The organism is Oceanisphaera sediminis (genome assembly GCF_039539745.1).
GTDB classification, from domain to species: domain Bacteria; phylum Pseudomonadota; class Gammaproteobacteria; order Enterobacterales; family Aeromonadaceae; genus Oceanimonas; species Oceanimonas sediminis.
This window is the reverse complement of sequence record NZ_BAABDS010000029.1, coordinates 1-13,127: the sequence shown is the minus strand read 5'-3', so window position 1 is coordinate 13,127 and position 13,127 is coordinate 1. Positions and strand designations below refer to the sequence as shown.

The following is a 13,127-nucleotide window of genomic DNA, read 5'->3' as shown; positions in this document are numbered from 1 at the left end:
ACCCAATTTAGTCCCGTACTATCAAGCTTTGCGGAGTGGTAGTTCAGTTGGTTAGAATACCGGCCTGTCACGCCGGGGGTCGCGGGTTCGAGTCCCGTCCACTCCGCCATTAATCTTAAAAACCCCAGCAGAAATGCTGGGGTTTTTTCGTTTAATGGCTTCGCGGACAGAGTGGTCGAATGAATTCGACCCTACAGGTCGCTGCGCTCCAACCTTCAAATGCTGCGCATTTGCCATCCCGCCATTATTAGAGAAGCCCTTAGCTTCTAAAGCTAAGGGCTTTTTGCTGTCTGTGGTTCGGTAAATTCATCCTTTCCCATGCAGTCAAATCCCCCCTCGTGACCAAACTGTGACCATTTATAGCAATCTGGAAAACTAACTGCTCTGTTTCGCTGCCCCGAAAAGGTCGAACGAAGGGGCTACTTCACCGACACGCTGCAATTGAATGACACTCACCGTTTCAGCCAGCTACAAGCATTCACTGGATACTCGGTCAGGCTGAAACGATTCGTCACGGCGAGGCACGCTCGCCCCATGTACGCTCAAACACATTTGGTCTAAAAACCTGGTTGTTTAAAGTGATGGCAATCGGATTTGTATCAAGGCTCCGTATGGGTATAATTCGAAGGTTGCGTCAGCTTTTGACGCTTATGTAGTGGTAAATACACAAGGGAGCACGTATTGGCAAGGGAACTGCTTAAACTGCCCAACTGGATTCGGCGTCTGTTTCATGCATTTCTGCTGACATTATTGATGTGGGCAGTTCTGGTTGTTTCGCCTTTCGGTTTCGGTGAGCACCTGGACAAGTATGTCCAGGATCTTATCAATACCCAGGCGGGGCACTGGATTTATCCTGATACCCGGCAGGATGAAGTGGTGGTATTGCTTCTGACGGATGAGATAGTCGATGCCGTTCTACGGGGGCAATGGCCCGCACCTTACTCTTTTCATGCTTCAATTCTGGATGATCTGCTGGTTCATCAACCACGGGCTCTGTTTATCGACTTTTATTGGATGAACCAGCTCAAGCCTGGCGCTGAAGAGCTGGTTGATGTACTGAAAAACTACCGGGCAGCCGGAATTGAAGTATACCTTTCGGCACCGTCGCAGGAATGGTTGAATAATTTCTGGCCGGAGCTGGCCGGATTGGTAATTCCCGTATCGCCTCAAATCGTTATGGATCCCATGGACTTCGTTGCGCGGGCCTATACACAGGGTAATAACGAGCTGCCATCGGCGGCTTTCGCGATCGTCAACAACTTGAATCATGGGCTCGAGAATACAGAATTTCGTGGAGATATGGATATCTTCTGGGGCACGAAAAATAATATTCGTAATCAGGCCTGGATGACATCAGATACGGCACAGGATGATTGTTTTCTCGACAGTTTGTTACGAGGTTTCACACAAGTCGAAACGCCGGTACCTTATTCAACAACCGTTTTTGTCCGGGATCTTATCAACCCGGTTGGTCGTACCGAAGATGAAGCCCTTGCCGAGCTGGATGATCACCTGAAAGACAGAGTTGTCGTTTACGGTGCGAGCCTGACCGGTATTCAGGATGTGGTATTTACTCCAACCCGGGAAATTCTTCCGGGCGCCTATTACCACGCCATGGCGCTGGACAACCTGCTGACGTGGGGAGAGCAGTTCAAGGCGGCTACTCCACGCTGGCCTGACGGTATGGAAGGGTTATCGCTGCCATGGTTGCAGTTTTTTTTGCTGCTGCCGATTGCCTGTTTCGTGTGTTTTCGCAAAACAAACAACGAAGACTCTCAGCGTGAAGATAACGATTACCTCTGTTATCCGACTTTCTTCGGGCGGCTGTGTGGCTTTGCAGTCAGCCGGATCCGCCAGTCTTACCCGACTCTTCGTTTTTGGCTGGCCATTTTATTCTATGTCACCCTGGTGTGCTGGATACAATTCAGCCTGCTTGATTTATCGGTAGCGACCTGGGCGGGCTTCATCGAAATTTTTGGTGCGGGTATCGTGCTGGAGCGCCTCAGCCTGGTCGAACGCATCACCTCATTTCCAAAACGTCTATACCGATTCTATCAACCACAGGAAGGAGTGCGCAGTGCGGAGAATAACCATATTTCTGATGCTTTCACTGACAATGCTGGCCGCACAGGCGAGTGATGTCATCAAGATTACGGAATTCAGACGGGCACAAATAAATCTGTTTGACCCTGTCAGCCTTGAGCGAGTGAAGAAGGTGGATACCGGAACGCTTGAATTACCGTTGAATATACTCGAAGTAAAACCGAGTGGGCACTATGTTGTGGAGATTGAAAATGAGCGCTATTCAATAAAAAAAAGAATGGTTCGTACAGATCGAACCTATGAATTGAACAGTTCCTGCAAAAATGTGCTGGCTGCCAATCTTGATGCTGCGACACGCGGACTCGGCAATGGAGAATGCAAATGAGGCGGTCAACTTCAGCTCTTGTTGTCATTACCATGTTGCTGGCGGGATGTAGCTCTAGCGTACTGCCCAGTCGCCTGAATGCGGATAAAACGCTGCTGTCTCAAACCGGCAAGCAATATTCCAGCGGTCTTCTCGGCATTGGGGAAGAGCAGGATCGCTATCGTAATCAAAGTCTCGGGCTGGGACTGATTAGTCACCCTGCAGCAGAGACCTATATTAACGAGCAGTTGGAGAAACTGAAACAGGCCTCTGGTATTAGTGATCTTCCCGGCCGAGTCTATTTGTTCGCGGATACGGCTCTGGGTGCTCGAGCCAGTGCCGACGGCAATATTTATATTCCCTATGCCATGTTAAAGGATTTGGACACCACCGATGAGCTGGCCGCACTACTGGCTCACGAATTGGCCCACACCATACGTAATCATAACAGCAGCGATGTTTTCGTAAAGTTCCAGAAAAAAGCGGTGGTGGCGGCGACGCTGTTTGCCAATTTTAAAAGTAATGATGCGGGAGTCATCCGCAGTGAAGATGAGCGTCGAATAGAGAATGCATTTACGGCCTTGATGGTCTCGGATGGTTTTATTAATCCAGGGTGGACGCGGAGGCAGGAAGAAGAAGCCGACAAGTTGGGGCTGGATTTGATGATGGCAGCCGGTTACAACAGTGAGGCCATGTTTACCCTGCTGGACAAGTTGACCTCCTGGGAGGAAATGAACAAGCGGCGGCAGTCCAGTGATAACGAACTTGTTAAAAATGCCTTGGCATCCGTCAATTTGAATGCCGAAAGCATTCCCTTCGGCGAGACGGTGAGCGGGGTGCTTGAAAAATCCGCCGGTAAGATGGATTCCTTGCTGAGTCGTTTCAACAAGGATCATGACTCGGCCGAGGATCGTTATAACATGCTGCTCGACTACGCCGACAAACACTATCCCGATGCTTCCAGTCCCGGTCAGGAACGTCGTCAATGGCAAAAAATCAGAAAAAGTCGACAAACAGACAATATATGGCGCGGTTTGCAGCATATCGTCGATGCTAGAGAATCCATGGCCAGAGGTGAGCTGGCATCTGGCGAACGCAGTATTCGGGACGCCGTCAATGTGCACACCCGGCACCAGAACTTTGTCAGACAATCTTACTATGAGTTACGTTCTGCTCAGGGGAAAACATCCAGCATGGAGCAAAACCTGCAGCTTGGTTTGAAGGGGAAATATCCCTCCTTGATGATGCATATCGAAAAAACTCGATTGTTGACGGAGAAGAGAGACAGTAACAATCAGCGACAGGTGTTGCCACTACTCGACATATTTGACGACTATGGTCGGCCGCCCAGTTATTACCATCAGGTTATTGCTCTGGCTGAAGACGCAGGCCTGAGCGCCAAGGTGACGACACTCCTGGCCGACTGCTTTGCACGCTATGCAGGAGAAGGAATAAACTGCACCGTTGAAAGCGAGGAAAAAGAGGAAAGTACTGACCTGTCATACGGTAACTTTATAAGCGGACTCTTCAAGAAGGAATAACGTAAATTCATCTTCCGGGTGACCTTAACTCATCGCTGCTGATTGTGAGACAGAGTTCGGACCGAGAGCAGGCTCCCGTGTACCAAGGTCATTTGGCCGCACGGGTGCAGGGAGTCTGCTCTGGCCTTTGTCTCGAATGACCTTGTCTGGAGACCGGTTATTTAACTTTCTTGCCGGTGAATGTGCGAAAGGTGCGTGATTCCATTTAACCCGGCCGTTTCGGCGCTTAGTAGCTGCAAAGTCTCAGTGAAATTCCGTACAATGCTCGCCTTATTACAAAGGGGGCGCTATGCCGATTCAATACAATAAACTGGTGTTCTGGAATCTGGTGGCAATAGCCGTGCTGGGCAGCTGGTTCTGGTTACCGAATCATGGCTTCTGGTTCGATATCGATAAGGCCATTTTTTATTATTTTAACGACAAGATCGGCGTCAGTGACGGTTGGGTGACGGCTGTTGCCATTGCCAACAACCGAGCCTTCGATGGGGTGGCCTTGCTGGCAATGGGCGTGCTGTACTACAGCTATTATCGAGGAGCCGGCCCGGAGCAAAAGCGCCAGCTGTTGATTATCGGTCTGATGATGCTGCTGACGGCGGTCGGGCTTAACCAGCTGGGTCGTGCCGTTCCGGTGGAAAGACCGAGCCCCACCCTGACCTTCGAGAACGTTTTCCGTCTGACCGAGCTGGCAGGCTTCAAGACCAAAGACGCCTCCGGTGACAGCTTTCCCGGCGATCACGGCCTGATGTTGATGATCTTTACTGCTTTTGTCTGGCGTTTTCTATCGTGGAAGGCGGGACTCTGGGGCTGTGTATTTGTGGTGGTTTTTTCTGCGCCCCGGGTAATGGGTGGTGCACATTGGTGGAGTGATATTTATGTGGGCGCCTTTTCGGTAGCCTGCTTTGGTATGGCCTGGTTGATGCACACCGGTGTGTTTGATGTGGTGCTTGCCTGGTTGGACCGTTATTTGCCCCGTTTAAACCGAGGCTGAGCCGCTATTTACTCTGATGGAACAGGGTCGGGATCTGGCGAATCAACCAGCTCTTGGCCTTGCCCATCGCATCTCTTCGCCAGGCCAGTACCACGTCGGTCGTCTCTCTGCTGCTTCCCGCTACTTCCTTTAACTCTCCTCGTTCCAACATGTCTCCCAGCCAGGATTGCGGAACCGATGAAATACCGAGTCCGGCTTTCAGGGCAATGATCTTGTCCTGCATGGTGCCGACGGTCAGCCGCGATTGTTTGTCGAATAACCTGAAGGTCAGCGGCGGCTTGAAGCGGGCACTGTCTGCCACGGCGATGGCGCGGTAACGGCTGAAGACCTCTTCGGTCAGCGGTCCTGTTTCCCGATGAATGGGATGCTGTGGATGAGCCACGTAGATGAAGGTTTCCCGGTACAGGAACTGAGTCTTGATGCCGGGGCTGACGATGGCATCGTTGCGCAGGGGGGTAATGGCCATATCGGCCCGCTCGGTTTCCAGCGCTTCCCAGGTACCGGCCAGCACTTCGTGGGCCAGTTTGATATCGGTATCTGTCTGTTGCGACAAGGCGTCCAGCACGGGGAACAGCAGCTGGCTGGGCATGATGGCGTCGATGGCCAGGGTGAGTTGGGTTTCCCAGCCCAGTTCGAGTGCGCGGGCATCTTCCACCAGGCGGCTGGCCGCCTGCAGCAGCTGTCGTCCCCGTTCCAGCACGAGCCGGCCAACCGGGGTAAACTGGGTTTTGTGGCCGGATCGATCGAATAGCGCCAGATCGAGCTCGTCTTCCAGTTTCTGCATGGTATAGCTGAGTGCAGAGGGCACCTTGCCCAATTCATCGGCGGCGGCGGCAAAACTGCCTCGGCGCTCGATGGCGTCGAGCACGCGCAATGCCTCCAGCGTCAGGGCTTTTTCTCTCGACATGATATTTGGCTCTACTTGTGTGCATTACGGCAACCATAACCCAGCCGGAATCGGGTTGCATACGGTCGTGTTTAAAACCAGCCCATCCCCTTCAGCAGGGCGGCGCCGAGACTGGTGCTCAGCAGGGAACCCAGGGTGGTGACCGCGATGATATTGGCGGCCAGCACCGCATTGCCGCCCATGGCGCGCACCATGACGTAGCTGGCGGCGGCGGTGGGCGAGGCGTTGATCAGAAACAGGATGACCAGTTCAAAATCACGAAAACCGACCAGATAACCGCCCAGGGTAATCAGGGCGGGAATCGCCAGTAACCGCAGCAGGGCAACGCCAGGCAGCAGTCTGTTCTCTGCGCTGCCACCCTTCAGACTCAAACTGGCGCCGGTGCAGAGTAATGCCAGCGGCAGCGTCATCTGTGCCAGGTACTGGCCGGTTTTCATCAGCGTTTCCGGCACCGTCCAGTCGCTGGCGGCAAAGGGCAGGGCGGCGACAATACCGATAATCAGCGGATTTTTGATGATCCCCAGGAGTACCTTTCTTACCGGCAGGCTATCGCCCTGATTCAGGCTGCGATGCAAGGTGATCACCGCCAGAATATTGAACAGTATGGTCAGGCAGGCCACGTACATGGCGGCGGCCGCCACCCCCTGGCTGCCATAGGCATTGTTAACGTAGGCCAGACCCACGATGCCCATGTTGGCGCGAAAGGCGCCCTGTACCAGAATGCCGCGTACGCGCTTGTCTGGCGTCATGCGAATGGCCAGCCACTCCAGCAATAAAAAGGCCAGCAGCGTTGCCGCCATGCCATAAAGAATGAGCGAAGGACTGGCCATTTGGCTGAAGTCGGTTTGCGCTATGCTGGTAAACAGCAACATCGGCAGGGCGATATTGAAGACCAGCTTGCTGGCTCCGTCGATAAAGCCTTCATTCATCATTTGGCTGCGGCGCAGGCCAATACCCAGCAATAACAGCAGGCAGATAGGGCCGGTAATGGAAACAGAAAACAGGACGCTGTTAATAAGCTGGTTCATTCAGTCTGGAATTAGGGCTCGGGGAGAGTCAGCATGCCTCGGGCGGCCATGGCGAGCAAGAGTGGTATTGATTTTGGTTGCCTGTAAATAGAAAAAGGCGCATCAACGGCGCCTTTTTCTATTTATGACTGGTAATCGCCAGCACGCTCGGGCTGGTAATCGATGGCCGTAATGGTCACCTGCAGCGTCTTGCCGTTAGGTCCGGGCCATTCGATGCACTGGCCAATCGCCAGGCCGAGCAGAGCCGCGCCGATGGGCGCCAGTACCGAGATTTTCTCTTTGGCACCATCCATATCCCGTGGGTAGCACAGCGTCTTGGTAAAGGAGTCTTTGCTGCCGGCCATGGTAAAGGTAATGATGGAATTCATGGTCACGATATTGTCCGGAACCTCGGCGGGTGCGACTACCTTGGCTCGATCAAGTTCATTCTCCAACCGTCTGACAGCCTCCGAGTCGGGCTGCTTTTCAAGCAAGGCCTCGAGCCGGGCCAGATCCAATGTAGATACAGTAATAGGTGGCAACTGGGCCATATAAACCTCCATAAAAAAGCAGGCAACGCCAAAAGCGCTGCCTGAACCCGATCACTAAGATATACCCCAATACAACTGCTTTAGCCAGCGGCGGTGCGGGCTATTTTCAGCGAATATGAAAAAGTTCCCGGCGTTGTTAAAAACCGACCTTAGTTTGCGTTAAATCAAAAAAGTTCCGCACCAAATACGGCAAACTGGCCCCAGTTGAAACTTCCCAGTATAAATATTTAAGGACCGAATATGAAAAAAGTCGCTTTACTGGTTGCCGCCGCCCTGATGGCCCCCTCTGCCTTTGCCCACCAGGCCGGTGATATTCTGGTACGTGGTGGTGCTATGACCGTTGCCCCGACTACAGACTCTGATGATACTTTTGATGTTGATTCAAATACTCAGTTAGGCCTGACCTTCTCTTATATGGTCACCGATAACTGGGGTGTTGAGCTGTTGGCTGCCACCCCCTTTTCACACGGTGTGAGCCTTAAGGGCTCAGGCGAGGTTGCTAATGTGAAGCACCTGCCGCCGACTTTGATGGCCCAGTACTACTTCGGCAATGCCCAGAGCAAGGTGCGTCCCTATGTAGGTGCCGGTGTTAACTACACCTTCTTCTTCGATGAAGAGGGGCGTAACGTACTGGATGATAAAAACGTCAAAGCCGATGACTCCTGGGGCTTGGCCGCTCAGGCCGGCCTAGACATGAAAGTGACAGACAATCTGTTTGTAAACGGCTCGATCTGGTACATGGATATTGATACCGATGTGTCCGTAAATGGCGTCTATCAGGATACAGCCAACATCGATCCCATCGGCCTGATGGTTGGCTTGGGCTATAGCTTCTAAGTAATTTGCAATGTGGGTTGAGAGGCATTGAGCCTCGGCAGTGTTTTGGGCAGACCCTTTGGTCTGCCTTTTTTTTCCTTATCGATCCCTATCCCCTCCAGTAGACCTCGCCATCGTATCGCCTTCCTCCGGTCTCAATATGCTTTTTTCATACTAATAAATCAGTGGTTATCACTTTTTACGAAGAAAACCTTGCCTCTGAATGTCTGGCTGTGTAAACATGAAGCCATATAGACGTCTAAGTGGCTCCGTGGCTCCGTGGCTCCGTGGCTCCGTGGCTCCGTGGCTCCGTGGCTCCGTGGCTCCGTGGCTCCGTGGCTCCGTGGCTCCGTGGCTCCGTGGCTCCGTGGCCACGAAGAGCGCGGAGAGAATAAAAAATGGCCGTGTTGTGTCCAGGAAGAGGCCGTTTTCTAGGTTACGAAGTACCACCGAGAGTTTCGTCATTTCTGGCCGCTGGTGCGCTCAAACTCAGGGGTGGCGCGGCTCATGTTAGGGGATTGGCAAGGCAGCGGACAGTACCCAGATCCACACACACATGTGTTATTCTGGGTTCAACGAAATCATCGAGTCCATTGCTCGTCTGCCCAGTGAGCCTATCTGGGTCAACCCCGACTGCGGTCTCAAGACTCGTAACAGGGAAGAAACCCGTGCAGCCCTGGCTAACATGGTGGCGGTCACGCAGGAGTTGCGCAAGGCCTATGCCGAAGCCAGGGCATAAAGGAATTGTTTTAATTTAAGTTGTCAGGAGATAAACATGGGTTTTCACAGCGCGCGTCATGTAGAAGCGCTTAATCAGTCAATGTCCGAGCTGAATGGCGATATTAATGTCTCATTTGAATTTTTTCCGCCAAACAGCGAGAAGATGGAGCAAACCTTGTGGAGCTCCATCGAGCGACTGAAAACGCTGGCGCCCAAGTTTGTCTCCGTCACCTACGGCGCCAACTCCGGCACCCGGGACAGAACGCACAAGGTGATCAAGGACATTCAGGATAAAACCGGCCTGATTGCCGCCCCGCACCTGACCTGTATCGATGCCAGCCGCGACGAGCTGCGCGGCATCGCCCGGGACTACTGGAATAACGGCATCCGGCAGATCGTGGCCTTGCGTGGCGATCTGCCCAAGGGCATCGAAAAGCCGGATATGTATGCCGCCGACCTGGTGAGCCTGCTGAAGGAAGAAGCCGACTTCGATATTTCGGTGGCGGCGTATCCCGAGGTACACCCGGAAGCAAAAAGCGCCCAGGCCGATCTGCTCAGCCTGAAGCGCAAAATAGACGCCGGGGCCAACCGGGCCATTACCCAGTTTTTCTTTGATGTGGAGTCCTACCTGCGGTTTCGCGATCGCTGCGTGACCATCGGTATCGACACCGAAATCGTGCCGGGCATATTGCCGGTGTCCAACTACCAGACCCTGCTGAAGTTTGCCGGTTTCTCCAACGTTCGCATTCCGAGCTGGATGCACCAGCGTTACGAAGGGCTGGAAGACGATCAGAATACCCGCAATCTGGTAGGGGCCAGCATCGCCATGGATCAGGTTCGGGTACTGAGCCGGGAAGGGGTGAAGGACTTCCACTTCTACACCCTGAACCGTTCCGAGCTGACCTACGCCATCTGTCACAGCCTGGGTGTGCGTCCCCCGGTGGCTGTGGCGCAGTAAGCATTCCTTTATAAAAAGCCCCCGCAACGTCAGTTGCGGGGGCTTTTTTCATTCGTTAGTGGTGCAGGTGAGAAGCGGCGGTTAGGCTTCTAACCCGGATTGCTCATTGACTTGCTTACCGTCTTCATTTCACTATTGCCTCCGCTTGTTCTCAGTTGGATCTACTTTCTGGCTGAATGGATCCCTCATCATCAAAAGGACTTCTTATGCGTATCAAACCGCTGACGTTTGCTTTGACTGCCGCCCTCGGCATGACCCTTGCCGCTCCTGCTTTTGCTCAGGAAACCCGTGAGTTTTCTGTTTCCACCGTATTGTCAGACGCCTTTCCCTGGGGACAGGCGGCAGAAAAATGGGCCGAGCTGGTCAATGAGCGTTCCGACGGGCGCCTCACCCTCAAGGTGTATCCCAATGCGCAGCTGGTATCCGGCGATCAGACCCGTGAATTTTCTGCCATGCGCAGTGGCCTCATCGATATGGCGGTCGCCTCCACCATCAACTGGTCACCCCAGGTACCCGAGCTGAACCTGTTCTCGCTGCCTTTCCTGATGCCGGACGAGGCGGCCATCGACGCCATTACCCAAGGCAGCACCGGCGAGAAAATTTTTACCGCCATCGACAAGAAAGGCGTGATGCCGCTGGCCTGGGGCGAAAACGGCTTTCGCGAGCTGTCCAACTCCAAACACACCATCGACGGCCCGGAAGATGTGCAGGGTCTCAAGGTACGGGTAGTGGGCTCGCCGCTGTTTCTGGATACCTTCAGCACTCTGGGTGCCAACCCGACCCAGATGAGCTGGGCCGACGCCAAGCCGGCGCTGACCACCGGCGCCATCGACGGTCAGGAAAATCCGCTGTCGGTGTTCGATGTGGCGCGGGTGGATCAGGTAGGCCAGAGCTATCTGACCCTGTGGCATTACATGGCAGACCCGCTGGTGTTCGGCGTAAACAAGCGGGTGTGGAAGTCACTGTCCGAAGAGGACCAGACGTTGCTGCAACAGGCTGCCATCGACGCCGGAGCCTGGGAAATCGAGAAATCCCGTAACGAACTGAGTGAGACCCTGGCCGCCATCAAGGAGCGTGGTGTCGAAGTGACCGAGCTGACTCCCGAGCAGCATCAGGCCTTCGTCGATGCCACCGCCGAGGTATATCAGAAGTGGACCCCGCGTATTGGTGCCGAACTGGTTGCCGAAGCCCAGGCGGCCATCGCCGCACGTTAACACTCTTTTATCTGGCCCGGCGGCAACGCCGGGCCGAATTAGTTAAGTTAAACCTCCTGTTAAGAGTTGTACCCATGTCAAAATCTGCCCCCGATGCCCGGCCCGAGCGCTGGCTGGCGGCCCTTGCCCTGCTGGCTGTTTGTGTGATCAGTCTGGGCAATGTAGTGGTGCGTTACACCACCGCTGCGTCCTTTGCCTTTACCGAAGAGTTTTCCGTGTTTCTGCTGGTGGTGCTGACCTTTGCCGGCGCCGCCGTGGCTGCCCGCCGCCATGTTCATATCCGTATTGAGCTGGTGGAGGAGTGGCTGCCCGTTCGTCTGCGACCTGTGCTGTATCTGCTTCAGTGGGCCGCTAGTGTGCTGTTGCTGGGCCTGGTGGTCTGGTACGGCGCCTTGTTGACCTGGGAGGAATACAGTTGGGAATCGCTGTCACCCGGCCTGGGCTACCCTACCTGGATTTACCTGATCTGGCTGCCACTGCTGTGTCTGGCCATTATCTGGCGTCTGACCCAGAGCATGATGGAACGTTGCCGGACCTGTCTGCAAGCAGGAGGTGCTCATGAGTCCTGATCTTCTGATGCTGCTGGTATTCGGCGGCGCCATGCTGCTGGGGGTGCCGGTGGCCTTCGCCTTGGGGCTGGGCGGCGCCGCCGGCATTGTGGTCGGCCTGTCGCCGGACATGCTGGCGACCCTGGGTACCAATACCTACAACAGTATCGCCAAGTACCCGCTGATCGCCATACCGCTGTTTATTCTTACCGGGCTTATCTTCGAACGCGCCGGGGTGGCGGCCAGCCTGGTGCGTTTTGCCCAGGCGCTTATCGGCCCACGTCACGGCGGTCTGGGGCTGGTGGTGGTACTGGTGTGCCTGATCATGGGCGGCATGAGCGGCTCGGGCCCGGCGGACGCCGCCGCCGTGGCCATGGTGATGCTGCCCAGCATGACCAGAGCCGGTTATCCCAAGCCGTTTTCGGCGGCGCTGATCGCCTCGGCATCCTCTACCGCCATCCTGATCCCGCCGTCCATCGCCCTGATTCTCTATTCGATTGTGGTGCCGGGAGTGGATTTGCGGGCACTGTTCGCCGCCGGTTTGTTCCCCGGTCTGCTGGCGGGAATGTCGTTGCTGCTGCCGGTGTGGTGGTTGGCCAAACGCAACGGCTGGGAAGACCCTCGTCAGGGCGAACGGCCCGATTTGAAAGAGAGCTTTATCAAGGCCTTGCCGGCGCTGTTTGCGCCTGTGCTCATCCTGGGTGGTTTAAGGTCTGGTCTGTTCACGCCGACCGAAGCCGCAGTAGTGGCGGTGACCTATGGCCTGATCGTGGGGATTTTCGTCTATCGCCAGCTCAGCCTGAAGGATGTCTGGGGCATGCTCGGCGAAGCGGGCATGGTGTCCGGCGTGGTAATGATCATCATTTCGCTGGCGGGCATCTTCGCCTGGGCCGGTACTACCCTCGGTACCTTCACCCATCTGGCCGAGTCGATGCTGTCGTTGTCGGATCAAGGCTGGGTGCTGATGATACTGATCATGGTGCTGGTGCTGCTGGCGGGCATGCTGCTGGATGCCATTTCCATTTACCTGATCATCACGCCGATACTGATCCCCCTGATGCAGCATTTTGGTTGGAATCCGGTGTGGTTCGGCATTCTGCTGGCGATGAATATCGCCGTCGGCCAGTTTACCCCGCCGGTGGCCATCAATCTGATGGTGACAACCCAAATCGCCGGTATCCGGCTGGAGAGAACCTTCGGCTGGGCGCTGTTCTTCATGTTCACCATGCTGTCGGCGCTGATACTGGTGATGCTGTTCCCGGGCATTGCATTGTGGCTGCCGGAACGGCTGGGTTATGTAGTCGGCCCCTGGTAACTTCATAAAATAAGCCCGTAAACCAAAGCCCCCGTAACCCAGGTTGCGGGGGCTTTTTATATGTGAGGAGTGATACCAAACAGATTGGCTATGTATGAGTTAACTGTGTCTGTGCCAATAAGATGCTGTTTTCATTCGGGTTAGTGTGAGTTTCA

Annotated in this window: 12 protein-coding genes, 1 tRNA gene and 1 pseudogene; 11 read left to right on the top strand and 3 right to left on the bottom strand. The window is 54.5% G+C overall.

Going from position 1 to position 13,127, the window contains the following annotated elements:
* Positions 1-32: 32 nt before the first annotated feature.
* From ABD827_RS09955 to ABD827_RS09935, 5 genes are all read left to right on the top strand, one after another.
* Positions 33-109 (top strand) — tRNA-Asp (locus ABD827_RS09955).
* 572 nt (positions 110-681) lie between these two features.
* A complete protein-coding gene (locus ABD827_RS09950; protein WP_344964581.1) occupies positions 682-2,139 on the top strand; it encodes a CHASE2 domain-containing protein in 1,458 nt (485 codons plus the stop codon).
* Positions 2,102-2,428: a hypothetical protein gene (locus ABD827_RS09945; protein WP_298720601.1), complete on the top strand. Its 327-nt coding sequence runs from the start codon at positions 2,102-2,104 to the stop codon at positions 2,426-2,428. Before ABD827_RS09950 ends, ABD827_RS09945 begins: the two co-directional genes overlap by 38 nt.
* The gene (locus ABD827_RS09940; RefSeq protein WP_344964578.1) at positions 2,425-3,948 is read left to right on the top strand and encodes a M48 family metalloprotease; all 1,524 of its coding nucleotides are present in this window, start codon (positions 2,425-2,427) and stop codon (positions 3,946-3,948) included. Before ABD827_RS09945 ends, ABD827_RS09940 begins: the two co-directional genes overlap by 4 nt.
* Before the next feature lie 289 nt (positions 3,949-4,237).
* Positions 4,238-4,936 carry a phosphatase PAP2 family protein gene (locus tag ABD827_RS09935; protein WP_344964576.1) on the top strand — a complete coding sequence of 233 codons (699 nt, stop codon included), beginning with the start codon at positions 4,238-4,240 and terminating at the stop codon, positions 4,934-4,936.
* A gap of 4 nt (positions 4,937-4,940) precedes the next feature.
* Here ABD827_RS09935 and ABD827_RS09930 read toward each other — a convergent pair whose 3' ends face one another.
* From ABD827_RS09930 to rnk, 3 genes are all read right to left on the bottom strand, one after another.
* The gene (locus tag ABD827_RS09930) at positions 4,941-5,843 is read right to left on the bottom strand and encodes a LysR family transcriptional regulator (protein ID WP_298720610.1); all 903 of its coding nucleotides are present in this window, start codon (positions 5,841-5,843) and stop codon (positions 4,941-4,943) included.
* Positions 5,844-5,914: 71 nt separating this feature from the next.
* Positions 5,915-6,871: an AEC family transporter gene (locus ABD827_RS09925; protein ID WP_344964574.1), complete on the bottom strand. Its 957-nt coding sequence runs from the start codon at positions 6,869-6,871 to the stop codon at positions 5,915-5,917.
* A 122-nt stretch (positions 6,872-6,993) separates the two neighbouring features.
* Positions 6,994-7,401 (bottom strand): nucleoside diphosphate kinase regulator, encoded by a 408-nt coding sequence (rnk, locus tag ABD827_RS09920; protein ID WP_298720616.1) that lies wholly within the window; start codon positions 7,399-7,401, stop codon positions 6,994-6,996.
* 240 nt (positions 7,402-7,641) lie between these two features.
* Here rnk and ABD827_RS09915 point away from each other — a divergent pair, with 240 nt between their 5' ends.
* The 6 genes and pseudogenes from ABD827_RS09915 to ABD827_RS09890 all read left to right on the top strand — a co-directional run bounded on the left by ABD827_RS09915 (position 7,642) and on the right by ABD827_RS09890 (position 12,972).
* The gene (locus ABD827_RS09915) at positions 7,642-8,238 is read left to right on the top strand and encodes an OmpW family outer membrane protein (protein WP_344964571.1); all 597 of its coding nucleotides are present in this window, start codon (positions 7,642-7,644) and stop codon (positions 8,236-8,238) included.
* 508 nt (positions 8,239-8,746) lie between these two features.
* A pseudogene (locus ABD827_RS09910) lies at positions 8,747-8,956 on the top strand (hypothetical protein); the annotation flags it as partial.
* A gap of 36 nt (positions 8,957-8,992) precedes the next feature.
* Positions 8,993-9,895 (top strand): methylenetetrahydrofolate reductase, encoded by a 903-nt coding sequence (gene metF, locus ABD827_RS09905; RefSeq protein ID WP_344964569.1) that lies wholly within the window; start codon positions 8,993-8,995, stop codon positions 9,893-9,895.
* A gap of 206 nt (positions 9,896-10,101) precedes the next feature.
* On the top strand, positions 10,102-11,109 hold the full coding sequence (locus ABD827_RS09900) for a DctP family TRAP transporter solute-binding subunit (RefSeq protein ID WP_344964567.1): 1,008 nt from the start codon (positions 10,102-10,104) through the stop codon (positions 11,107-11,109).
* A gap of 74 nt (positions 11,110-11,183) precedes the next feature.
* The gene (locus tag ABD827_RS09895; protein ID WP_344964565.1) at positions 11,184-11,678 is read left to right on the top strand and encodes a TRAP transporter small permease; all 495 of its coding nucleotides are present in this window, start codon (positions 11,184-11,186) and stop codon (positions 11,676-11,678) included.
* Entirely contained in the window at positions 11,668-12,972 is a 1,305-nt protein-coding gene (locus ABD827_RS09890) for a TRAP transporter large permease (RefSeq protein WP_344964563.1), read from the top strand. Before ABD827_RS09895 ends, ABD827_RS09890 begins: the two co-directional genes overlap by 11 nt.
* Positions 12,973-13,127: the final 155 nt, after the last annotated feature.